Origin of the sequence: Pseudomonas sp. NMI760_13 (genome assembly GCF_021283245.1) — a bacterium.
In the GTDB taxonomy this organism is placed as follows: domain Bacteria; phylum Pseudomonadota; class Gammaproteobacteria; order Pseudomonadales; family Pseudomonadaceae; genus Aquipseudomonas; species Aquipseudomonas peradeniyensis.
The window spans coordinates 260565-283141 of record NZ_JAJSRC010000004.1 but is presented as its reverse complement, the minus strand read 5'-3'; the positions used below and the strand labels follow the sequence as shown (position 1 = coordinate 283141).

Annotated in this window: 20 protein-coding genes; 13 read left to right on the top strand and 7 right to left on the bottom strand. The window is 64.2% G+C overall.

Features of this window, described 5'->3' with window-relative positions; all coding sequences use genetic code 11:
* Positions 1-159 precede the first annotated feature (159 nt).
* The gene (locus LU671_RS06650) at positions 160-792 is read right to left on the bottom strand and encodes a response regulator (RefSeq protein WP_203652578.1); all 633 of its coding nucleotides are present in this window, start codon (positions 790-792) and stop codon (positions 160-162) included.
* A gap of 9 nt (positions 793-801) precedes the next feature.
* Positions 802-3189: a PAS domain-containing sensor histidine kinase gene (locus tag LU671_RS06645; protein ID WP_232855084.1), complete on the bottom strand. Its 2388-nt coding sequence runs from the start codon at positions 3187-3189 to the stop codon at positions 802-804.
* 95 nt (positions 3190-3284) lie between these two features.
* Here LU671_RS06645 and LU671_RS06640 point away from each other — a divergent pair, with 95 nt between their 5' ends.
* Positions 3285-4283: an alpha/beta hydrolase family protein gene (locus LU671_RS06640; RefSeq protein WP_232855083.1), complete on the top strand. Its 999-nt coding sequence runs from the start codon at positions 3285-3287 to the stop codon at positions 4281-4283.
* 63 nt (positions 4284-4346) lie between these two features.
* Here LU671_RS06640 and LU671_RS06635 read toward each other — a convergent pair whose 3' ends face one another.
* Genes LU671_RS06635 through LU671_RS06625 form a run of 3 tightly spaced genes read right to left on the bottom strand, consistent with a single transcriptional unit; the run spans position 4347 to position 6800 of the window.
* Positions 4347-5111 (bottom strand): TerB family tellurite resistance protein, encoded by a 765-nt coding sequence (locus LU671_RS06635; protein WP_203649933.1) that lies wholly within the window; start codon positions 5109-5111, stop codon positions 4347-4349.
* A gap of 1 nt (position 5112) precedes the next feature.
* Positions 5113-5784: an N-acetylmuramate alpha-1-phosphate uridylyltransferase MurU gene (gene murU, locus LU671_RS06630; protein ID WP_232855082.1), complete on the bottom strand. Its 672-nt coding sequence runs from the start codon at positions 5782-5784 to the stop codon at positions 5113-5115.
* Complete coding sequence (locus LU671_RS06625) at positions 5781-6800, bottom strand: aminoglycoside phosphotransferase family protein (RefSeq protein ID WP_232855081.1); 1020 nt, start codon at positions 6798-6800, stop codon at positions 5781-5783. The genes murU and LU671_RS06625 overlap by 4 nt, the downstream gene beginning before the upstream one ends.
* 132 nt (positions 6801-6932) lie before the next feature.
* Between LU671_RS06625 and LU671_RS06620 the strand changes: the two genes are divergently transcribed.
* The 11 genes from LU671_RS06620 to LU671_RS06570 all read left to right on the top strand — a co-directional run bounded on the left by LU671_RS06620 (position 6933) and on the right by LU671_RS06570 (position 20913).
* Positions 6933-9743, top strand: a complete 2811-nt coding sequence (locus LU671_RS06620; protein WP_232855080.1) for an LPS-assembly protein LptD — start codon at positions 6933-6935, stop codon at positions 9741-9743.
* Positions 9724-11043, top strand: coding sequence for a peptidylprolyl isomerase (locus LU671_RS06615; RefSeq protein WP_232855079.1), 1320 nt, complete (start codon positions 9724-9726; stop codon positions 11041-11043). Before LU671_RS06620 ends, LU671_RS06615 begins: the two co-directional genes overlap by 20 nt.
* Positions 11040-12029: a 4-hydroxythreonine-4-phosphate dehydrogenase PdxA gene (gene pdxA / locus LU671_RS06610; RefSeq protein ID WP_232855078.1), complete on the top strand. Its 990-nt coding sequence runs from the start codon at positions 11040-11042 to the stop codon at positions 12027-12029. The genes LU671_RS06615 and pdxA overlap by 4 nt, the downstream gene beginning before the upstream one ends.
* Positions 12026-12826, top strand: a complete 801-nt coding sequence (rsmA, locus tag LU671_RS06605) for a 16S rRNA (adenine(1518)-N(6)/adenine(1519)-N(6))-dimethyltransferase RsmA (RefSeq protein ID WP_232855077.1) — start codon at positions 12026-12028, stop codon at positions 12824-12826. Before pdxA ends, rsmA begins: the two co-directional genes overlap by 4 nt.
* 189 nt (positions 12827-13015) lie before the next feature.
* Positions 13016-13396: a Co2+/Mg2+ efflux protein ApaG gene (gene apaG, locus LU671_RS06600; protein WP_198742856.1), complete on the top strand. Its 381-nt coding sequence runs from the start codon at positions 13016-13018 to the stop codon at positions 13394-13396.
* A complete protein-coding gene (locus LU671_RS06595; protein WP_232855076.1) occupies positions 13396-14253 on the top strand; it encodes a symmetrical bis(5'-nucleosyl)-tetraphosphatase in 858 nt (285 codons plus the stop codon). The genes apaG and LU671_RS06595 overlap by 1 nt, the downstream gene beginning before the upstream one ends.
* A gap of 13 nt (positions 14254-14266) precedes the next feature.
* Entirely contained in the window at positions 14267-14596 is a 330-nt protein-coding gene (glpE, locus tag LU671_RS06590; RefSeq protein ID WP_050703512.1) for a thiosulfate sulfurtransferase GlpE, read from the top strand.
* 282 nt (positions 14597-14878) lie between these two features.
* Entirely contained in the window at positions 14879-16801 is a 1923-nt protein-coding gene (locus tag LU671_RS06585) for a PrkA family serine protein kinase (RefSeq protein WP_203649925.1), read from the top strand.
* Positions 16802-16920: 119 nt separating this feature from the next.
* Positions 16921-18192, top strand: a complete 1272-nt coding sequence (locus tag LU671_RS06580; protein WP_203649924.1) for a YeaH/YhbH family protein — start codon at positions 16921-16923, stop codon at positions 18190-18192.
* A complete protein-coding gene (locus LU671_RS06575; RefSeq protein WP_232855075.1) occupies positions 18189-19757 on the top strand; it encodes a SpoVR family protein in 1569 nt (522 codons plus the stop codon). The genes LU671_RS06580 and LU671_RS06575 overlap by 4 nt, the downstream gene beginning before the upstream one ends.
* A 58-nt stretch (positions 19758-19815) precedes the next feature.
* Positions 19816-20913, top strand: coding sequence for a multifunctional CCA tRNA nucleotidyl transferase/2'3'-cyclic phosphodiesterase/2'nucleotidase/phosphatase (locus tag LU671_RS06570; RefSeq protein WP_232855074.1), 1098 nt, complete (start codon positions 19816-19818; stop codon positions 20911-20913).
* Between the two features lie 157 nt (positions 20914-21070).
* On the opposite strand, the gene folK is transcribed toward LU671_RS06570, so the two are convergent.
* Entirely contained in the window at positions 21071-21580 is a 510-nt protein-coding gene (gene folK / locus LU671_RS06565) for a 2-amino-4-hydroxy-6-hydroxymethyldihydropteridine diphosphokinase (protein WP_203649918.1), read from the bottom strand.
* Complete coding sequence (gene folB / locus LU671_RS06560; protein ID WP_110994292.1) at positions 21571-21927, bottom strand: dihydroneopterin aldolase; 357 nt, start codon at positions 21925-21927, stop codon at positions 21571-21573. The genes folK and folB overlap by 10 nt, the downstream gene beginning before the upstream one ends.
* Positions 21928-22001: 74 nt before the next feature.
* On the opposite strand from folB, the gene plsY reads away from it, so the two are divergent.
* The gene (gene plsY, locus LU671_RS06555) at positions 22002-22571 is read left to right on the top strand and encodes a glycerol-3-phosphate 1-O-acyltransferase PlsY (protein ID WP_050703505.1); all 570 of its coding nucleotides are present in this window, start codon (positions 22002-22004) and stop codon (positions 22569-22571) included.
* Positions 22572-22577 lie beyond the last annotated feature (6 nt).

Sequence of the window (22577 nt, the reverse complement as noted above, 5' to 3'; positions counted from 1 at the left end):
AAGACTTGCTGTAGGGATTGCCCTACAAGGATGGCGCTTTCAGGACAGACACATTCCCTTGTAGGAGCGGCCTTGCGCCGCGAAAGGGCTGCAGAGCAGCCCCGGCAATATAAGCTGAAGCCCAGGGGCTGCTCCTACAAAAAACCGGGCATGTCGCAATCAGACCAGCTTGTGCTCCATCGCGTACTTCACCAGCTCCGCCAGCGAGTTGACCTTGAGCTTCTGCATCAAGCGCGCCTTATGGGTGCTGATGGTCTTGTTCGACAGCGCCAGCTGCTGGGCGATGTCATTGACGTTGGCGCCCTGGGCCAGGCGCTCGAACACCGAGAACTCGCGCTCGGACAGCAGCGTGTGCAACGGCCGGGTTTCGGTCAACCCCACCTCGAAGACCATGCGGTCGGCCAGGCTCGGGTCAATATAGCGCCCGCCGCCGGCAACCCGGCGAATCGCGGTGAGCAGCAGCGCCGGGTCGCTGTCCTTGGTGGCGTAGCCCGCCGCCCCGGCCTTCAGCGCCCGCGCAGCCATCTGCGCTTCATCATGCATCGACAGCATCAGGATCGCCGGCGGGTTGCTCAATGCCAGGATCCGCGGGATGGCCTCCAGGCCATTCACCCCTGGCATGGAGATATCCAGCAGCACCACCTCACAAGGGGTATGGCGCAGGGTCTCCAGTAACTGCTCGCCGTTGCCCGCCTCGCCGGCGACCTGCATGTCCTTGGCCAGGCCAATCAACTGCTTGATGCCCTCACGGACGATGGTGTGGTCTTCCGCCACCAGCACTCGAATCACGATCGTTCTCTCCTACGCCAAAGGAATCGCCACGCTCAGGCTGCTGCCTTCGCCGGGCTCGCTCTCCAGGGTCATGTCGCCGCCCAGCATCAGCACGCGCTCACGCACCCCCACCAGGCCGAACGAAGTCGGCCGGGCCGCATCGACGGCGAACCCCACGCCATCGTCGATGACCGTCATGCGCAACTGCCCGCCTTCCTCGACCAGGGCGATCTGCACGGTGTGCGCCCGGGCATGGCGCATGACGTTGGTCAGCGCCTCCTGGAGGATGCGGAACAGGCCGATGGCCTTGGCATCGCTCAAGGGCGGCAGTTGCTCCGGGACCTCGACCAGGCAGGGGATCTGCGTGCGGGCCTCGAAACGCCGTGCCTGCCACTCGATGGCCGAGGCGATCCCGGCATCCAGAATCGGCGGGCGCAACGCGCTGGCCACGTCACGCACCAGCTGGAACAGTTGGGCGATCAGGCGCTTCATGCTGGCCAGGCGCTCATGCAGCCCGGCGTCCAGCTCGGCATAGGCCAGCTCGCACATCGACACCTCGAGCTTGAGCACCGTGAGCATCTGCCCCAGTTCGTCATGCACCTCGCGGGCGATGCGGGCCTTTTCCTCCTCGCGCACGCTCTCCAGGTGCGCCGACAACTCACGCAACTGCTCCTGGGAGGCGGCCAGGGCCAGCTCGGCCTGCTTGCCCTGGGTGATGTCCCAGACCACACCATCCCACACCATGCGCCCATCGGCCAGGCGCCGCGTAGTCGCCTTGATGTCAGCCCAGCGCTGTTCGCCCTGGCGGGTGAGGATACGGCCCTGCCACGACCAGTCCTGGTCGCTGGCCAGGGCCAGGTCCTGGACCCGGTGATAGTCGGCGCGGTCCTGGGGGTGGACCAGGTTGCGCAGCCCCATCTGCGGGTGCTGGATCGCCGCCGGGGTATAGCCGACCAATGCCTCGCTGCCCTCGCTGATATAGGGGAACTCCGGGTCGCCCTCGGCCGGGTCGCGCTCCAGGCGGAACACCAGCCCCGGCACGTTGCCGGCAATGCCCTTGAGCCGCGCCTCGCTTTCGCGCAACGCGGCCAGATCGCGCTGGCGCTCGGTGACATCGGCGAGGAACACCACCAGATACTCCGCATCGCGAAAACGCAGGAACGACAACGACAACTCGACCGGGAACAGGCTGCCGTCGGCGCGCCGGCACTGGCTTTCAAACTGCTGCTCGCCGCCATCCCCGGTGCGTGCGCGCTTCCACAGTTCCAGCCAGCGATCCATCGTCAGATTCGGTTCGATATCCACCAGCGGCCGCTCCAGCAATGCCCCCTCGACGAAGCCCAGCATGCGTTCGGCGGCATGGTTGGCGTAGCGCACATGGCTGTCCCAGTTGACCCAGAGGATGCCCACCGTGCTCTGGTCGATGGAGAACTGACTCAGGCGCAAGGCCTCCTCGCGCACCTGGCGCTCCACCAGGCTCTCGCGGGCCGCCAGCAAGCCTCGTTCCAAGCCGCGCTGCTGGCGTCGCTGCCAGACCAGGGTGGCCAGGGCACACAACAGCAGCAGGCCGAACAGCAAGGCGAGGTTCTGCCAGAAGCCGGCGGACTCGGAAAAGCGTGGGTACTTGGGCTGCAACCAGCGCTGGTGCATCTGCTCCAGGGTCTTGGCCGGCAGGGCCTGCAAGGCGCGTTCGAGGATATCGGCGAGCACGGGCCAATCGCGCCGTGATCCGACCCGCAGCAACTGCGGCAAACCGATGTCACCCACTACCGCCAGGTCGGCGAACTCGCCTTCGCGGGAAAACCGACTCAGTTGTGCCTCGTCCAGCACGGCGAAACTGGCCTGCCCGCCCAGCACCAGCTGCAGCGCCTCCCGCTCGTTGGGCACGCCCTGCAGATTGAGGTTGCCGTAATTGCTCCGCAGGTAGTCCGCCAGGGCACCTGGCATGCGCACAGCCATCCGCTCGTTGGCGGTCAGCTTCTCCAGCTCCACGGCCACCGCGCCGCTGCGCATCCCCACCACCAACTGCGGCACACGCATGTAAGGGTCACTGAACAACCACAGCCGCAGGCTGGTGGGTGTCTGCGTCAGGCCTGGAGCGAAATCGATCTCTCCCGCCTGCAACGCGTGCTCCAGCGCCGCCTGATCCGGGAAGCCGCGCCAGGTCAGGTCCAGCCGCAGTGCCTGGGACAGTGCGTCGATCAGTTCGACGTTGGCCCCGTAGAATTGCTGCAGTCGGCGGTCGAACTGAGCATAGGGCGCCTGCAGTACCAGGCCGACGCGCAGGCCGCGGTGTTCGTCCAGCCACTGCTGCTGGGCCGGTTCCAGCACCACGGGTGGCGGCGCCTCCGGCTTTGCCAGGGCGATCAAGGGTAGACACAACCAGCCGATAACCCACAGGCAACGCACTCGCTTCATCTCTACGCTCGTCTTGGCAATGACGGCCGCCTGGCGTGGCCGTCGCGGGCAAATACCATTAGGCTGCCGGTATGATTCTGGCCTTGGATTGATCGATGTTCACACTTTATCGCACGACGCTGGCAATGTTCTGCCTGGCTTCGCTCCTGCCGCTCGGCGCTCGGGCCGCCGACGCCGAAAAACCGCAGGATGCCGCCGAAACTGCGGCCCCCGCTCCCCGACCAGCGCTGCTTGAACGCAGCCAGGACGACGCCCTGGCCCTTGAGCGCCAGGTGCCCAAGGCCGAGCAACAGACCTTGCAGGCCAATGGCGAGAACTTCCTGGCGCTGTGGAAGCCGGCCAACGACAGCGATCCGCAAGGCGCGGTGATCATTGTTCCCGGTGCCGGCGAAAGTGCTGACTGGCCAACCACCGTCGGCCCGCTGCGCCGTGGCTTCCCCGATGTCGGCTGGAGCACCCTGAGCCTGAGCATGCCCGATCTGCTTGCAGAACGCCCGCAGGCCCGGGTCGAAGCCAAGCCGGTGGTCGAACCGAAAAAGGAAGAAGGCGAGTCGGCTCCAGCCAAGGACACGCCAGCCGATGCCAACGCCAACGTGGCCCAGGCCACCGCGCCCGAGGCGGATGCGGCCGACAGCACCGACGCGGTCGAGGCCGACGAGCACACCAGTGAGGAGGATGCCGAACGCATCTTCGCCCGCCTCGATGCCGCCGTGGCTTATGCCCAGCAGCAGAAAGCGCGCAGCATCGTGCTGCTGGGTAACGGCAGTGGCGCGTACTGGGCCGCGCGCTACCTCAGCGAGAAGCAGCCGCCCCAGGTGCAGAAACTGGTGATGGTCGCCGCACAGACGCCGGCGCGGGTGGAGCACGACCTGCTGAGCCTGACGCCGACCCTGAAAGTACCAACGGCTGATCTGTACTACACAACCCGCAGCCAGGATCGACTGGCTGCCCAACAACGCCTGCAAGCCAGCAAGCGCGAGAAAAACAGCCAGTACCGGCAGCTGTCGCTGATGGTCGTTCCAGGCAACAAGGCCGCCGAGCAGGAGCAATTGCTGCGCAGGGTACGCGGCTGGCTGAAGCCCAAGGAAGAGTGACGCGTATCGAGGGACAAGCCAACTCCAACAACGTGGGAGCGGGCTTGCCCCGCGATGGCAAACCTAAAGCCCGCGCCGCTTGCGAATCATGGCATAGGCCTGATGCAACTCGCGGGTATGCTCGGTCGCCTCGCGCACCTTGGCCTCACTGGCGCCACTGCCCACCAGCTTGTCCGGGTGATGTCGGCTGAGCAAACGCCGGTAGGCCTGCTTGACCTTGTCCGCCTCGGTATCCGGTTCCACCCCCAGCAGCCTCAACGCTGCGGCATAGGTCATCGCACCGCCCTCGACCGCCGACTTGCGCGGTTCATACTCCAGCGACATGGCCTGCACCTGGTTGCGACTGAGCCCCAACTGCTGCCCCCAGCCCAACAGCAGGTCGCGCTCCTGGCGCCCTGCCTTGCCGTCGGCCCAGACCATGCGCCAACAGGCACGCAGGGTACCCTCGGCAGCGTGAGGCTGCAGCTTGATCCGGCGCAGGTAGTGACCCAGCCGGCCCTTGCCCGACTTGCCGCGGTTGAACGCGGCAATCGCCCGCATCCGCGCAGGCTCGGCAAGGTCCAGCCGCGACATTTCCTGACGCGCCTGCTGGATATGCCCCTCGAGCACCCGGCCGTCGCTCTTGGCCAGGCGTCCGAGCAGGACAAACAGCAGTTCCTCGTCACGCAGCGCCGGGCGCCCACCCAGGCGCTCGCGCACATCCTCCCAACCCTGCAGTCGCAGGCGCCGATCCATGGCCTGTCCCAGCAACGCCCCCAGCAATGCACCCGGGATGCTGGCCACGGCGAAACCGGCACCGGCACCAATCACTGTGCTCGGCCACCACATGTCAGGCACGCTCGCCGATCAGGCGCTCGACATCGGCCAGGCGCTCGAGGGTGCCGACATCGATCCAGTGGCCACGATAGTGCTCACCGCTCACCCGCCCCTCGACCATGGCCTTGCGCAGTAGCGGGGCCAACTTGAACGCGCCGGCTTGGCAACCCTCGAACAGGGCCGGACTCAGCACCGAGATGCCGCTGAAGGTCAGCGTTCCCGGCGCTTCGTCACCATCGCTCACCTGGCCATCCGCCAGGCGGAAGTCGCCACGGCCGTGATGGCCGGGATTGTCCACCAGCACCAGGTGCGCCAGCCCTTGCAGGGGAGCATTCAGGCCTGTGAAGTCGTAGTCGGTCCAGACATCACCGTTGACCAGCAGGAACGGCGCATCCCCAAGCAGCGGCAGCGCCTTGAAGATCCCGCCACCGGTTTCCAGTGGCTCGCCCTCCGGGGAGTAGCGGATGCTCAGTCCGAAACGGCTGCCGTCGCCCAGCTGGTCCTCGATCTGCTGGCCGAGCCAGGCGTGGTTGATGACCACTTCACGGATACCGGCGCGGGCCAGTGCCTCGAGGTGGTATTCGATCAGCGGCTTGCCGGCCGCGGGCACCAGTGGCTTGGGCGTATGCAGGGTCAGCGGGCGCATGCGCTCGCCCTTGCCTGCCGCCAGGATCATCGCCTTCATGAGCGCGCCTCGCCCTTGAGCTCGGCAATCAGTTGCCCCAGCTCGGCCAGTTCGGGACGGCGAGCGACCACTTCATCTATATAGGCGAAGAAACGCGGCACGTCGGCGAGATAGCGCGGCTTGCCGTCACGGTGGCAGATGCGGGCAAAGATACCGATGACCTTGAGGTGGCGCTGCACCCCCATAAGGTCGCTGGCACGGTGGAACGCCTCGAACTCAGGCTGCACCGGGATGCCGGTGGCGCGGGCCTTCTCCCAATAACCACGCAGCCAGCCTTCCACGCGCGCCTGCGGCCAGCTGAGGAAGGCGTCCTTGAACAGGCAGGTGATGTCGTAGGTGACCGGGCCGTAGACGGCATCCTGGAAGTCCAGCACGCCTGGGTTGGGGGTGCTCTGCATCAGGTTGCGCGGCATGTAGTCGCGGTGCACCAGCACCTTGGGCTGGGCCAGGGCGCTGTCGATCAGCACCTGGCTGACCCGTTGCCAGGTGGCCTGCTGCGCTTCGGTGAAGTTCAGGCCAAGCTCGCGACCCACGTACCACTCGGGGAACAGCTCGACCTCGCGGCGCAGCAGGGCAACGTCGTAGCTGGGCAGCGGCGCGTCCATCGGCAGGCGCTGGAATGCCAGCAGCGCATCGATGGCATCGGCGAACAGTGCGTCAGCGTTGTCCGAATCAATGATGTCCAGGTATGTCTGGTGACCCAGATCGCCCAACAACAGGAAACCACGCTCCAGGTCCTGGGCATGAATGACCGGCACGTTCACGCCCGCCGTGGCCAGCAGGTGATCGATATCGACGAACGGACGGCAATTTTCCTGCGGCGGCGGCGCATCCATGATCACGAAGCTGTGGCCAGCGCCCTCCCAGCGGAAATAACGACGGAAACTCGCATCGCTGCTGGCGGCGGTCAGGCTGCCGGGGGGCACTTCGCCCCAGGCGTTGCTAAGGAACAGGCTCTCCAGTTGCCCGGCAAGCCAGGCGGTCAGTTGTTGCAGGCGTACATCGTGATCGGGCATTACAAGGGTTCTCCGACGGCCCTAGCCGTCAAGCGGGTCATGCTTTATTATCCAGCATCTTTTTCAGACCATCGAGAGGCGTGCGGCCCCCACACGCGGGCAGATGGCACGCAGGAAGCCCGGACTAATAAGATGGCATTGAAATCCCCCGCGTTTCGTAGAAAGTTTCCATTGCTGGTGACAGGCGGTCTGCTGGCCCTGCAACCCCTGGCCACGTCGTACGTGGTGGCGGCCGAGCAGTTCGACTGCCAAGTTTCCGCTTCCGGTGGCTGGGACTGCAAGCCCAAGACCTCCGCCAACCTGCCTCCGCGCCCGGTTCATCCGGGTGCTGCCGCTGCCAGCTCGGGCGCCGAAGCGCCTGGCGAAGCCGCCGCACCCGAGGCCGAGAAGCCGATGCTGGTCACCGAGGCCAAGGGCCGCGGCCTGAAATCGCGCAGCGAAGACTACAGCCACCTGGACTGGGTCCCGCGCGAGAAGCTCACCGCTGCGCAGCTGGCCGAGACCGGCCCGTACTGCGGCGGCGCCTACATCGAGCCGACCCGCCCAGGCATGAACGACTCCACGCCCAAGGACGAGTCGCCCACCTACATCAACGCCAAGGTCTCCAAGTACCAGCAGGAGCAGCAGATCGCCACCCTCGCCGGTGACGTGGTCATGCGCCAGGGCAGCATGCAGGCCGAGGCGGACGAGGCCAACCTGTACCAGGCCGAGAACCGCGGCGAGCTCAAGGGCAACGTCAAGATCCGCGACAACGGCTCGCTGGTGGTCGGCGACGAGGCGCAGATCCAGCTCGACACCGGCGAAGCCCGGGTCGACAACGCCGAATACGTGATGCACAAGTCGCACATCCGCGGCAACGCGCTGTACGCCAAGCGCGCCGAGAACGCGATCATCCGCCTCAAGGACGGTACCTATACCACCTGTGAGCCGGGCAGCAACGCGTGGCAGCTCAAGGGCAACAACATCACCCTGAACCCGGCCACCGGCTTCGGCACCGCGACCAACGTGACGCTGCGGGTCAAGGATTTCCCGGTGTTCTACACACCGTACATCTACTTCCCGATCGACGACCGTCGCCAGTCCGGCTTCCTGCCGCCGTCGTTCAGCTCCAGCAGCGACACCGGCTTCATGCTGGTCACGCCGTACTACTTCAACCTGGCGCCTAACTACGACGCCACGTTGTACCCGCGCTACATGGCCAAGCGCGGCATGCTGATGGAAGGCGAGTTCCGCTACCTGACCAAGTCCAGCGAAGGGCAGTTCGGCGGCGCTTTCCTGAACGACAAGGACAACGACCGCGAACTGCAGACGGACTACAAGAAAGATCGCTGGATGGTCAACTGGCAGCACAAGGGCGGCCTGGACCAGCGCCTGATGGCCGAGGTCGACTACACCGACATCAGCGACCCGTTCTACTTCCAGGACCTGGAAACCGACCAGATCGGCGTGCAGAGCCGTGATTACATCAACCAGCGTGGCACGCTCACCTACCGTGGCGACTCCTACACCGCTGGCCTGAACGTGCACGCCTATGAGCTGGCAACCATTTCGCAGATCACGCCTTACGACCGCCTGCCTCAGCTGACCCTCAACGGCATGCTGCCATTCCACCCGGGCGGCCTGGACTTTGGTTACGAAGCCGAGGCGGTACGCTTCGATCGTGACCTGAAGAATGACTTCGTCCTGGACAAAGATGGTAATCCGGATGCCTCTGCCGGCCTCCCTGGCCGCCGGCTGGATGAAAACCTCTTCGGCGTTGCCCGCTCCAACGGCACCCGCCTCAACTTCGCACCCTCGATCAGCCTGCCGCTCGAGGCCAGCTACGGCTATGTCACGCCCAAGCTGAAGTACGTCTACACGCACTATGACCTCGACCTCGACAGCAAGGGCAAGAAAGACCTCGCCGACAACCCGGGCATGCTCGACGTGTATGGCGACTTCAAGAGCAATCAGAACCGCGATATTCCGGTCTTCAGTGTCGACAGTGGCCTGTACTTCGATCGCAATACACAGCTGTTCGGGACCAACTACCGCCAGACCCTCGAACCGCGTCTGTTCTACCTCTACGTGCCGTACAAGGACCAGACCGACATCCCGCTGTTCGACTCCGGCGAGAGCACCTTCAACTACTCGTCGCTGTTCCGCGACAACCGTTTCACCGGCACCGACCGCATCGGCGACGAGAACAAGCTGTCGCTGGGCCTGACCAACCGTTGGATCGAAGACAACGGCTTCCAGCGCCAGCGCTTCAGTATCGGCCAGGCGTTCTACTTCAAGGATCGCAAGGTCCAGCTGCCAGGCATCGACTACCGCACCCGAGTGGACAGCAAGTCGGATGTCTCGCCGTACGCGCTTGAATACGAATACGCTTTCAACCGCGACTGGCGCTTCAATTCGGACTACAACTGGGACCCGGACACCCACAGCCCTCGCTCGGGCAGCGCGATGTTCCACTACCAGCCCGAGGACAACCCGAACAAGGTCGTCAACCTCGGCTATCGCTACCGCAACGACCTGATCACCTACGACTCGCAGACCGGTAACTGGAAGGTCGGCGGTGGTGACTACGGTACGCCGGGCACGCCGGGCTACATCAAGGACTACTACAAGATCCAGCAGCACGACTTCTCGGTCATCTGGCCGATCGTGCCGCAATGGAGCGTCATTGCCCGCTGGCAGCATGACTACAACCGTAACCGCACGCTGGAAGCGATGGGCGGCTTCGAGTACGACAACTGCTGCTGGAAACTGCGCCTGATCAATCGCTACTGGATGGACTACGACGACTTCAGCCAGGCAATACCTGAAAACGAAAAGGGCGACCACGGGATCTTCCTGCAGATCGTGCTCAAAGGGCTCGGTGGTGTAGTCGGCAACAAGGTCGAATCGTTCCTGGACCAAGGCATTCAAGGTTACCGTACACGTGAAGAGCAAGCTTATTGATCGTCTGCGCCCGCTGATGCTGGGCGCCGCAATGCTGAGTGGCGCGGTGCATGCCGCGGTGCAACCCATCGACCGCATCGTGGCCACCGTCGACAATGACGTGGTCATGCAGAGCCAGCTGGACCAGCGCGTGCGCGAAGTGCAGCAGACCATCGCCAAGCGTGGCGGCGGTGTGCCGCCAACCAGCGCGCTGGAACAGCAAGTGTTGGAACGCCTGATCGTCGAAAACCTGCAACTGCAGATCGGCGAGCGCTCGGGTATCCGCATCACCGACGAAGAACTGAACCAGGCCGTCGGCACCATTGCCCAGCGCAATGGCATGTCGTTGGAGCAGTTCCGCGCCGCCCTGGCCCACGACGGCCTGTCGTACGACGATGCCCGCGAGCAGATCAAGCGCGAGATGGTCATCAGCCGCGTGCGTCAGCGCCGGGTAGCCGAGCGTATCCAGGTGTCCGAGCAGGAAGTGAAGAACTTCCTCAACTCGGACCTGGGCAAGATGCAGATGTCCGAAGAGTACCGTCTGGCCAACATCCTCATCCCGACCCCGGAAGGCGCCAACTCGGACGCCATCCAGGCTGCCGCCCGCCAGGTCGGCGATGTCTACCAGCAACTCCGGCAGGGCAAGGACTTCGGCCAGATGGCCATTGAGCGTTCCGCCAGCGAGAACGCCCTGGAAGGCGGCGAGATGGGCTGGCGCAAGGCTGGCCAGCTGCCACCTGACTTCGCCAAGATGCTCAGCAGCATGGCCATTGGCGATATCACCCAACCGATCCGCATCCCCAACGGCTTCATCATCCTCAAGCTCGAGGAGAAGCGCGGTGGCAGCGAGAGCATCCTGCGCGACGAAGTGCATGTACGCCACATCCTGATCAAGCCGAGCGAGATCCGCAGCGAAGCCGCCACCGAGCAACTGGCCGAGCGTCTGTACGACCGGATCCAGAACGGTGAAGACTTCGCCGAACTGGCGAAGAGCTTCTCGGAAGACCCGGGCTCCGCGCTCAACGGCGGCGACCTCAACTGGGTCGACCCGAACAGCCTGGTGCCGGAGTTCCGCGAGCAGATGGCCAACGCCCAGCAAGGCGTGGTGACCAAGCCGTTCAAGACCCAGTACGGCTGGCATGTGCTGGAAGTCCTGGGCCGCCGCGCCACCGACAGCACCGAGCAGGCGCGCGAGCAGCAGGCCATGAACGTCCTGCGCAACCGCAAGTACGACGAAGAGCTGCAGAACTGGCTGCGCCAGATCCGCGACGAAGCCTACGTTGAAATCAAGCTGCCTGGCGTCGACCAGGCCGCCCAGTGAAGCCCCAGCGCTTCGCCGTCACGCCCGGCGAGCCGGCCGGCATAGGTCCCGACCTGTGCCTGCTGCTCGCCGCCGAGGCCCAGCCCCACCCCCTGATCGCCATCACCAGCCGTGACCTGCTCGCCGAGCGGGCCACGCAGCTGGGGCTGGCCGTCAGCCTGCTGCCCGTCACCCCCGACAGTTTCCCCAGCCTGCCAGCCCCCGCCGGCAGCCTGTACGTCTGGGACACACCACTGGCCAACCCGGTGGTGGCCGGACAGCTGGACAAAGCCAACGCCGCGTTCGTGCTGGAGACGCTGACCCGGGCCGGCCAGGGCTGCCTCGACGGGCAGTTCGCCGGGATGATCACCGCCCCCGTGCACAAGGGTGTGATCAACGAGAGTGGCATTGCCTTCTCCGGTCACACCGAATTCCTCGCCGACCTCACCCATACCGCGCAAGTGGTGATGATGCTGGCCACCCGAGGATTACGCGTGGCCCTGGTGACCACCCACCTGCCCCTGCGCGATATTGCCGACGCCATCACCGGCGAACGCCTGGAGCGCGTCACCCGCATCCTGCATGCGGACATGCGCGACAAGTTCGGCATCGCCAACCCACGCATCCTGGTCTGCGGGCTCAACCCGCATGCCGGAGAAGGCGGCCACCTGGGCCGCGAAGAAATTGACATCATCGAGCCGGCGCTGCAGCGCCTGCGCGCCGAAGGCATGGACCTGCGCGGTCCGCTGCCGGCCGATACCCTGTTTACCCCCAAATATCTGGAGCACTGCGATGCGGTGCTGGCGATGTACCACGACCAAGGCCTGCCCGTACTCAAGTACAAGGGCTTCGGCGCCGCGGTCAACGTGACGCTGGGCCTGCCGATCATCCGTACCTCGGTCGACCACGGCACTGCCCTGGACCTGGCCGGCACCGGTCGAATCGATACCGGCAGCCTGCGCGTCGCATTGGAAACCGCCTACCAGATGGCCGAGAACCGACCATGACCGAGCACTACCAACACCGGGCGCGCAAGCGCTTCGGCCAGAACTTCCTGCATGACGCCGGAATCATCGACCGCATCCTGCGGGCAATCAACGCCAAGGCCGGCGAACACCTGCTTGAAATCGGCCCGGGCCAGGGCGCCCTGACCGAGGGGCTGCTGGGCAGCGGCGCACAGCTGGACGTGGTGGAGCTGGACAAGGACCTGGTGCCGATCCTGCAACACAAGTTCGCCGGGCGCGACAACTTCCGCCTGCACCAGGGTGATGCCCTGAAGTTCGACTTCAACCAGTTGGGCGTGCCAGAGCGTAGCCTGAAGGTGGTCGGCAACCTGCCCTACAATATCTCCACCCCGCTGATCTTCCATCTGCTCAGCCACGCCGGGCTGATCCGCGACATGCACTTCATGCTGCAGAAGGAAGTGGTCGAGCGCATGGCTGCCGGCCCGGGTGGCGGTGACTGGGGGCGCCTGTCGATCATGGTGCAGTACCACTGCCGGGTCGAGCACCTGTTCAACGTTGGCCCTGGCGCCTTCAATCCGCCGCCGAAAGTGGACTCGGCCATCGTCCGCCTGGTACCGCACGCAGTGCTGCCTCATCCGGCCAAGGATGCGCGACTGCTGGAACAGGTGGTACGCGAGGCGTTCAACCAGCGCCGCAAGACCCTGCGCAATACCCTGAAAGGTCTGCTCGACAGCGCGGCCATCGAAGCCGCCGGTGTGGACGGCAGCCTGCGCCCCGAGCAGCTGGACCTGGCCGCCTTCGTGCGCCTGGCTGACCAGTTGGCTGATCAGCAAGCCTGATATCGCCTGTACCGGCCTCTTCGCGGGTAAACCCGCTCCCACAGTGACCGCGTGCGATTCCTGTGGGAGCGGGTTTACCCGCGAAGAGGCCGGTACTGATAACAACGATCTCAAGCCCCACCCCGCTGGCCCTCCCCCCTCTCAATGGCCTAGACTGCGTTATTGCGTCAGTTCGCCCAAGGCCCTTGCATGTCCGACCCCCGCTATCAGATCGACGTCAGCGTCGTGACCCGCTATCTCAAAGACCAATCCGACCCCGAAAGCAGCCGTTTCGCCTTCGCCTACACCATCACCGTGCAGAACAACGGCACGGTCACGGCCAAGCTGATGTCCCGCCATTGGCTGATCACCAACGGTGACGGCGAGGTCGAGGAAGTGCGCGGCGCCGGCGTGATCGGCCAGCAACCGCTGATCGAACCCGGCCAGAGCCACACCTACAGCAGCGGCGCGGTCATCAGCACCCGCGTCGGCACCATGCAGGGCAGCTACCAGATGTTCGCCGAGGACGGCAAGCGCTTCGACGCCGAGATCGCGCCGTTCCGCCTGGCCGTGCCCGGGGCCCTGCACTAATGGCCACCTACGCGGTCGGCGACCTGCAAGGCTGCCTGCAACCACTCAAGTGCCTGCTCGAACGCGTGTGCTTCAACCCGGCGGTCGACCGGCTGTGGCTGGTGGGTGACCTGGTCAACCGTGGCCCCGAGTCCCTCGAGACCCTGCGCTACCTCTATTCGATCCGCCATGCGCTGGTCTGCGTGCTGGGCAATCACGACCTGCACCTGCTGGCGGCCTGGCACAATGTCGAGCGCCTGAAGAAAAGCGACACCCTGCGCGAAATCATCGAAGCCCCGGACGCCGACCAGCTGTTCGACTGGCTGCGCCAGCAAAAGCTGCTGCACTACGACGAGACCCGCGGCATCGCCATGGTCCATGCCGGCATCCCGCCGCAATGGACCCTGGGCAAGGCGCTGGAGCTGGCGGCCGAGGTCGAGGAAGTGCTGCGCGACGACGGCCGCCTGAAGCTGTACCTGGACGGCATGTACGGCAACGAGCCGAACAAGTGGAGCAAGGACCTGGCCGGCGTCGAGCGTCTGCGGGTGATCACCAACTACTTCACCCGCATGCGCTTCTGCACTGCCGCCGGCAAGCTCGACCTCAAGACCAAGGAAGGCGCCGACAGCGCCCCCAAAGGCTACAAGCCGTGGTTCGATCACCCGGACCGTCGCTCGCGTCATGTGAAGATCATCTTCGGCCACTGGGCCGCCCTCGAAGGCCGCGTTGATGTGCCCGGCGTGATCGCCCTGGACACCGGCTGCGTCTGGGGCGGCGCGATGACCCTGTACAATGTCGACAGTGGTGAGTTCCACCGCTGCGACTGCACCCGCGAGGGCACCCCGCGCCCGCCGGCTCCACTCAACGAACACCCCTGAAGGAACCGCACCCATGAGCGAATTCAAGCGCATTACCCCAGAGCAAGCCCTCGCCCTGCGTGCGCAAGGCGCGGTCGTGGTCGACATTCGCGACCCGCAGGCCTATGCCGCCGGGCACATCGCCGGCGCCACTCATCTGGATAATCACTCGGTTGCCGATTTCATCCGCAACGCCGACCTGGACGCGCCTACACTGGTTGTCTGCTACCACGGCAATTCCAGCCAGAGCGCTGCCGCCTACTTGGTCGGCCAGGGCTTCTCCAACGTCTACAGCATCGACGGTGGCTTCGAGCTGTGGCGCAACACCTACCCGGCGGAAACCGCCCAGGGCAGCGCCGAATAATTTTTTCATTTTTCCTCCAGCCCGCGCTTGGCGCGGGCTTGCGCCCGACCTGACGAACGGTCGCAGGCCTCTTCTCGGCTCCCCGCCCTTGACCTTGCGTATAACCAACTATCCTTAAGCCCAGGCCATCCAAAAAAGGGGAGAGCCGGTACACCGGCGTGCGGGTCATCGGTAGCGTTCCAAGGTGTTCTGGGGGGTATACAGCAATCGGCGAGCCCGGTTGCATGCCAGCATCAGCTGACTGATCCGGCGTCGTCTCCACGTATCGAGCGAGGTGACGTCATGAGCATTTTTAGCCACTTCCAACAACGTTTCGAGTCCACCCGCCAGGAAGAACTTTCGCTGCAGGAGTACCTCGAGCTGTGCAAAGAGGATCGCAGCGCCTATGCCTCGGCGGCCGAGCGGCTGTTGCTGGCCATCGGCGAACCAGAGCTGATCGACACCTCAAGCAACTCCAGGCTGTCGCGGATCTTCTCCAACAAGGTGATCCGCCGCTATCCGGCCTTTGCCGACTTCCATGGCATGGAAGAGTGCATCGACCAGATAGTCTCCTACTTCCGCCATGCCGCCCAAGGCCTGGAAGAGAAGAAACAGATCCTCTACCTGCTGGGCCCGGTGGGCGGCGGTAAATCGTCGCTGGCCGAGAAACTCAAGCAGCTGATGGAAAAGGTGCCGTTCTACGCCATCAAGGACTCGCCGGTATTCGAATCGCCCCTGGGCCTGTTCAATGCCGCCGAGGACGGCCAGATCCTCGAAGAGGAATACGGCATCTCGCGCCGCTACCTCAACACCATCATGTCGCCCTGGGCCACCAAGCGCCTGCAGGAGTTCGGCGGCGACATCAGCAAGTTCAAGGTGGTCAAGCTCTACCCATCCATCCTCAACCAAATCGCCATCGCCAAGACCGAGCCGGGCGACGAGAACAACCAGGACATCTCTGCCCTGGTGGGCAAGGTGGATATCCGCAAGCTCGAGGAATTCCCGCAGAACGACGCCGACGCCTACAGCTATTCGGGCGCCCTGTGCCGGGCCAACCAGGGCCTGATGGAATTCGTCGAGATGTTCAAGGCGCCGATCAAGGTCCTGCACCCGTTGCTCACCGCGACCCAGGAAGGCAACTACAACAGCACCGAGGGGTTGGGCGCGATCCCCTACTCCGGGATCCTGCTGGCCCACTCCAACGAATCGGAGTGGCACACCTTCCGCAACAACAAGAACAACGAGGCGTTCATCGACCGGATCTACATCGTCAAGGTGCCGTACTGCCTGCGCGTCAGCGACGAGATCAAGATCTACGACAAGCTGCTGATCAACAGCTCCCTGGCCAAGGCGCACTGCGCGCCGGACACCCTGAAGATGCTGGCCCAGTTCACCGTGCTCTCGCGCCTTAAAGAGCCCGAGAACTCCAACATCTACTCGAAGATGCGCGTGTACGACGGCGAGAACCTCAAGGACACCGACCCGAAAGCCAAGTCGATCCAGGAGTACCGCGACTCTGCGGGCGTCGACGAGGGCATGAACGGCCTGTCGACCCGCTTCGCCTTCAAGATCCTTTCCAAGGTGTTCAACTTCGACCCTCACGAGGTGGCGGCCAACCCAGTGCACCTGCTGTATGTGCTGGAGCAGCAGATCGAGCAGGAGCAGTTCCCCGCCGAGGTGCGCGAGCGCTACCTGCGCTACCTGAAGGAATACCTGGCACCGCGCTACATCGAGTTCATCGGCAAGGAAATCCAGACCGCCTACCTGGAGTCCTACAGCGAGTACGGCCAGAACATCTTCGACCGTTACGTGCTGTACGCCGACTTCTGGATCCAGGACCAGGAATACCGCGACCCGGAAACCGGCGAGATCCTCAACCGCATCGCCCTCAACGAGGAGCTGGAGAAGATCGAGAAGCCGGCCGGCATCAGCAATCCGAAGGATTTCCGCAACGAGATCGTCAACTTCGTGCTGCGCGCCCGGGCCAACAACAACGGCAAGAACCCCAGCTGGCTCAGCTATGAGAAGCTGCGGGTGGTGATCGAGAAGAAGATGTTCTCCAACACCGAGGACCTGCTGCCGGTCATCAGCTTCAACGCCAAGGCCAGCAAGGAGGATCAACAGAAGCACAACGACTTCGTCACCCGGATGGTGGAGCGTGGCTACACCGACAAGCAGGTTCGACTGCTGTCGGAATGGTACCTGCGGGTCAGGAAATCGCAATAAGGCGACACGCTACACGCCGTGCGTCCGAGGCTGGCCTTGCCGGCCCGGACGGCGGCGGCTGCTTTTACGCGCAGCTCGTAGCTTGAAGCATGCAGCTGTTCCCAGCTACCGGAGGGACCATGAGCTACGTAATCGACCGACGCCTGAACGGCAAGAACAAGAGCACGGTCAATCGCCAGCGCTTCCTGCGGCGTTACCGTGAACACATCAAGAAGGCCGTCGAAGAGGCCGTGAGCCGCCGCTCCATCATGGACATGGAGCATGGCGAACAGATCAGCATCCCGGGTCGTGACATCGACGAACCGGTGCTGCACCACGGTCGTGGCGGCAAGCAGACCATCGTCCACCCCGGCAACAAGGAATTCACCGCCGGCGAACACATCGCCCGGCCACAAGGTGGCGGCGGTGGCAGTGGCCGCGGCAAGGCCGGCAACTCCGGCGAGGGCATGGACGACTTCGTGTTCCAGATCACCCAGGAAGAATTCCTCGAATTCATGTTCGAGGACCTGGAGCTGCCCAACCTGGTCAAGCGCCACCTGACCGGTGCCGACACCTTCAAGACCGTACGCGCGGGCATTGCCAACGAGGGCAACCCGTCGCGCATCAACATCGTCCGCACCCTGCGCTCGGCCCACGCCCGGCGCATCGCCCTGACCGGCAGCAGCCGCGCCCTGCTGCGCGAGGCGCAGAAGGAGCTGGACCGGCTCAAGGTCGAGGAACCGGACAACTTCACCGACATCCAGGACACCGAGATCGAGATCGAGCGGCTCAAGGCGCGCATCAACCGCCTGCCGTTCCTCGACACCTTCGACCTGAAGTACAACCTGCTGGTCAAGCAGCCCAACCCCAGCTCCAAGGCGGTGATGTTCTGCCTGATGGACGTGTCCGGCTCCATGACCCAGGCCACCAAGGACATCGCCAAGCGCTTCTTCATCCTGTTGTACCTGTTCCTCAAGCGCAACTACGACCGCATCGAGGTGGTGTTCATCCGCCACCACACCAGCGCCCGCGAAGTGGACGAGGAAGAGTTCTTCTACTCCCGCGAGACCGGCGGCACCATCGTCTCCAGCGCGCTCAAGCTGATGCAGGAGATCATGGCCGAGCGCTATCCGGCCAGCGACTGGAACATCTACGCCGCCCAGGCCTCGGACGGCGACAACTGGAACGACGACTCGCCGATCTGCCGCGACATCCTCGCCAACCAGATCATGCAGCACGTGCAGTACTACACTTACGTCGAGATCACCCCACGCGAACACCAGGCGCTGTGGTACGAGTACGAGCGCATCGGCGAAGCGTTCCCCGACACCTTCGCCCAGCAGCAGTTGGTATCGGCCGGCGATATCTACCCGGTCTTCCGTGAACTCTTCCAGCGCAGGTTAGCCACATGACCGCCAGAGAGCAGAGACGCCAGCCCATCTCCACCGGCTCCGAATGGACGTTCGAGCTGATCCAGACCTACGACCGCGAGATCAGTCGCCTGGCCGCCCGCTACGCCCTGGACACCTACCCCAACCAGATCGAGGTGATCACCGCCGAGCAGATGATGGACGCCTACGCCTCGGTGGGCATGCCGCTGGGTTATCACCACTGGTCTTACGGCAAGCAATTCCTCAGCACCGAGAAGTCCTACAGCCGCGGCCAGATGGGCCTGGCCTACGAGATCGTGATCAACTCCGATCCGTGCATCGCCTACCTGATGGAAGAAAACACCATGTGCATGCAGGCACTGGTGATTGCTCACGCCTGCTACGGCCACAACAGCTTCTTCAAGGGCAACTACCTGTTCCGCACCTGGACAGACGCCAGCTCGATCATCGACTACCTGGTGTTCGCCAAGCAGTACATCGCTCAATGCGAGGAGCGCCACGGCATCGATGCCGTCGAGGACCTGATCGACTCCTGCCACGCCCTGATGAACTACGGCGTGGACCGCTACAAGCGCCCCTACCCCATTTCCGCCGAGGAAGAGCGGCGCCGGCAGAAGGAGCGCGAGGAGCACCTGCAACGGCAGATCAACGACCTCTGGCGCACCATCCCCAAGGGCGCCGAAAAAGGCGGCGAGAGAGACGACGCGCGCTTCCCGGCCGAGCCCCAGGAGAACATCCTCTACTTCATCGAGAAGCACGCCCCGCTGCTGGAGCCCTGGCAGCGCGAAGTGGTGCGCATCGTGCGCAAGATCGCCCAGTATTTCTACCCACAGCGCCAGACTCAGGTGATGAACGAAGGCTGGGCGACCTTCTGGCACTACACCCTGATGAACGACCTGTACGACGAGGGGCTGATCACCGAAGGCTTCATGATGGAGTTCCTGCAGTCGCACACCAGCGTGGTGTTCCAGCCTGGCTTCGACAGCCCCTACTACAGCGGCATAAACCCCTATGCCCTGGGCTTTGCCATGTACACCGACATCCGCCGCATGTGCGAGTACCCCACCGATGAGGATCGCCGCTGGTTCCCGGAGATCGCCGGCAGCGACTGGCTGTCGACGATCAAGTTCGCCATGAGCAGCTTCAAGGATGAAAGCTTCATCCTGCAGTACCTGTCACCCAAGGTGATGCGCGACCTCAAGCTGTTCAGCATCCTCGATGACGACCAGCGTGACGACCTGCTGGTGCCGGCGATTCATGACGAGGACGGCTACCGCACCATCCGCGAGCAGCTGGCCGCGCAGTACAACCTGGGCAACCGCGAACCCAACGTGCAGATCTGGAGCATCGACCGGCGCGGCGACCGCTCGCTGACCCTGCGTCACCAGCAGCACAACCGCAAACCGCTGGGCGACTCCACCGACGAGGTGCTCAAGCACCTGCACCGCCTGTGGGGCTTCGATATCCACCTGGAGACCGTGCAGGGCGACCAGGTGATGAAGACCCACCACATGCCACCGCGCAGCGAGCACAGCGAGGCCGGCGACTACGGGCGCATGGACCTGGCCGTGGTGCACCACCTCTAGCCCGGCCCGCACCATTTTTGCCGACAAGGTATCCTGTCGGCAGAAATGGAGGTTTCACATGCAGATCTACAAGGTTGGCGGCGCCGTGCGCGACCGCCTGCTTGGCCGTCCGGTCAGCGACGTCGACTGGTTGGTGGTTGGCGCCACCGTCGAACAGATGCAGGCCCAGGGATTCCGCCCGGTCGGCGCCGATTTCCCGGTGTTCCTGCACCCGAAGACCGGTGAGGAATATGCCCTTGCCCGTACCGAGCGCAAGAGCGGGCGCGGTTATGGCGGTTTCACCTTTCACGCAAGCCCCGAAGTCACCCTCGAAGAAGATCTGGTTCGTCGCGACCTGACCATCAATGCCATGGCCGAGGATGAACACGGCGTACTGCACGATCCCTATCACGGCAAGGCCGATCTCGAGCAGCGGATCCTTCGCCATGTTTCCCCGGCGTTCGCCGAAGATCCCCTGCGGGTTCTGCGCGTTGCGCGCTTTGCGGCCCGCTACGCGCCCTTGGGTTTCCACGTCGCCGACGACACCCTGAAACTGATGCGCCAGATCGCCGAGTCGGGCGAGCTGCAGGCACTGACCGCCGAGCGCAGCTGGAAGGAGATCGAACGGGCATTGATGGAAAGCGAGCCACAGGTGTTCATCGAGGTGCTGCGCAGTTGCGGCGCGCTGAACGAGCTGATGCCAGAGCTGGAGCACGGCGCCGATACACTGGCTGCGTTGCACCAGGCGGCCAGGCACCAGCAATCACTGCCGGTGCGTTGGGCATGCCTGCTGCGCGGATTGGAGCCAACGGCGATCAAGGCACTCAACCAGCGCTTCAAGGTCCCACGCGAATGCCAGGAACTGGCAGTACTGGTAGGAGAGTTCGCCGAACGGGCCGATGAAGCCCAGGCACTGGAGCCGACAAGCCTGCTGGAGTTGCTGCAGAAGTTCGATGTGTATCGACGACCGCAACGCTTCGAGGATTTCATCGCCGCGTGCGAGATGGCTGCGCCAGGCTCGGCGTACCCTCAGGGCATGTACCTGCGGGGAGCCGCTGAAGCGGCGCGGGCAGTGGAGGTGAAGTCGCTGGTTGAGAAAGGAATGACCGGAAAGGCCTTGGGTGACGCACTGAAAGACAAACGGCTGAAGGCGCTCGAAGCATACCAATCAGCTTGATCCGCCCCCGCCCTTCGCGGGTAAACCCGCTCCCACAGGGATCGCGCCAGATTCTAAAAATTGAGCAAGACAGTTGCTCCCACAGGTTTTTCACCGCCCTCAACAGCGGCGCGATACCTGTGGGAGCGGGTTTACCCGCGAAGAGGGCGGTACTGGCTTACATCAGAGTCAGCTGCAACCCTCGCCATTCGAACGGCACCGGCGCCAGTACCTGTTCAATGCTCGCCTCCCGCCACAGCTGCCCCATGGACTTGCCCTCGCCCGGATGCACCAGTTCCGGTGCCAGCAACGACAACGGCCACAGCACAAAGGCGTTCTTCACGATCTCCGCCCGCGGCAGCACCAGACCATTGAACGTGCCACACAGGTCATCGAACATCAGTACATCGATATCCAGCGGCAGCCCCTTGCGATCCGGGGCGTAGCGGCCGTTTTCAGCCTCGATGAACTTGAGCCGGCGGTCGAGTTCCAGCAGCGGCAGGTCGGTGCATCCGCGCACCACCAGGTTGTAAAACGGGCCGCTCTTGATTCCCACGGCCTGGCTCTCGAACACTGCGGAGCAGTGCATGTCACTGAGCATGCCTGCCAACGCATCGAGTCCCGCACACAAGTGCCGCTCGCGGTCGATGTTGCTGCCCAGCCCGAGATATACCGTACTCAGAGACATCCGCGCTCGATCTCCACGCCTACACCGCCACGGGCCGCAGGCACCGCGCCCGGCTTGGTCAGCTTCAGCCGCACCCAGGGGATGTTGAACTCGGCCATCAGCACCGCCACCAGACGCTCGGCGAAGGTCTCCACCAGCTCGAAGCGGGCCTGTTCGGCAAAGGCCTGGACGCGCGCCGAGACACTGGCATAGTCCAGCGCCAGTGACAGGTCGTCACCGGCCGCCGCCGGGCGGTTGTCCCAGGCGAAACTCAGGTCCAGGCGCAGGCACTGGCGAATATCCCGCTCCCAGTCATAGGCACCGATGACGGTATCGACTTCCAGGCCTTCGATGAACACTCTGTCCAAGCACTTCTCTCCACAGCACGACAAGGGCGACGGGCGCCGTTAGAATCAGGGCGTCCTCGCCCGGAATAGTTAGCATGTTTTGGTCACTGGCGCTGCTTGCCTACCTGCTCGGCTCTCTGTCCTTCGCCATCGTCCTGAGCCGCCTCAGCGGCAGCCCCGACCCGCGCTCCAGCGGCTCGGGCAATGCCGGCGCGACCAACATGCTACGCCTGGCAGGCCGCAAGCTGGCGATCCTGACGCTGCTCGGCGACCTGTGCAAGGGCATGTTGCCAGTACTGCTGGCCCGCCTGGCCGGGCTCGACCAGCAGGAACAGGCCTGGGTCGGCATCTGCGCGGTGCTCGGCCACCTGTTCCCGGTGTACTTCCGTTTCCAGGGCGGCAAGGGCGTGGCCACCGCCGCCGGCATGCTCATGGCGTTGTACTTTCCCGCCGCGCTGCTGGCCATCGGCGCCTGGCTGCTGACCTTCTACCTGACCCGCACCAGCTCGCTGGCAGCCTTGATCGCCACGCCGCTGACGCTGCCATTGCTGGCCTGGCGCGAGCCCGAAGCGCTGTTGCCGATGACGGTGTTGACGATCCTGATCGTCTGGCGCCACCGCAACAACCTGCGTGACCTGTTCGCCGGGCGCGAACGCCATTTCTGAGGCGCG

Excerpts from the sequence above, each read along its gene's own strand:
- LU671_RS06645 (WP_232855084.1), bottom strand. The coding sequence starts at position 3,189 with ATGAAGCGAGTGCGTTGCCTGTGGGTTATCGGCTGGTTGTGTCTACCC.
- LU671_RS06640 (WP_232855083.1), top strand. The coding sequence starts at position 3,285 with ATGTTCACACTTTATCGCACGACGCTGGCAATGTTCTGCCTGGCTTCG.
- LU671_RS06635 (WP_203649933.1), bottom strand. The coding sequence starts at position 5,111 with ATGTGGTGGCCGAGCACAGTGATTGGTGCCGGTGCCGGTTTCGCCGTG.
- murU (WP_232855082.1), bottom strand. The coding sequence starts at position 5,784 with ATGAAGGCGATGATCCTGGCGGCAGGCAAGGGCGAGCGCATGCGCCCG.
- LU671_RS06625 (WP_232855081.1), bottom strand. The coding sequence starts at position 6,800 with ATGCCCGATCACGATGTACGCCTGCAACAACTGACCGCCTGGCTTGCC.
- LU671_RS06620 (WP_232855080.1), top strand. The coding sequence starts at position 6,933 with ATGGCATTGAAATCCCCCGCGTTTCGTAGAAAGTTTCCATTGCTGGTG.
- rsmA (WP_232855077.1), top strand. The coding sequence starts at position 12,026 with ATGACCGAGCACTACCAACACCGGGCGCGCAAGCGCTTCGGCCAGAAC.
- apaG (WP_198742856.1), top strand. The coding sequence starts at position 13,016 with ATGTCCGACCCCCGCTATCAGATCGACGTCAGCGTCGTGACCCGCTAT.
- LU671_RS06595 (WP_232855076.1), top strand. The coding sequence starts at position 13,396 with ATGGCCACCTACGCGGTCGGCGACCTGCAAGGCTGCCTGCAACCACTC.
- glpE (WP_050703512.1), top strand. The coding sequence starts at position 14,267 with ATGAGCGAATTCAAGCGCATTACCCCAGAGCAAGCCCTCGCCCTGCGT.
- LU671_RS06585 (WP_203649925.1), top strand. The coding sequence starts at position 14,879 with ATGAGCATTTTTAGCCACTTCCAACAACGTTTCGAGTCCACCCGCCAG.
- LU671_RS06580 (WP_203649924.1), top strand. The coding sequence starts at position 16,921 with ATGAGCTACGTAATCGACCGACGCCTGAACGGCAAGAACAAGAGCACG.
- LU671_RS06575 (WP_232855075.1), top strand. The coding sequence starts at position 18,189 with ATGACCGCCAGAGAGCAGAGACGCCAGCCCATCTCCACCGGCTCCGAA.
- LU671_RS06570 (WP_232855074.1), top strand. The coding sequence starts at position 19,816 with ATGCAGATCTACAAGGTTGGCGGCGCCGTGCGCGACCGCCTGCTTGGC.
- folK (WP_203649918.1), bottom strand. The coding sequence starts at position 21,580 with ATGTCTCTGAGTACGGTATATCTCGGGCTGGGCAGCAACATCGACCGC.
- plsY (WP_050703505.1), top strand. The coding sequence starts at position 22,002 with ATGTTTTGGTCACTGGCGCTGCTTGCCTACCTGCTCGGCTCTCTGTCC.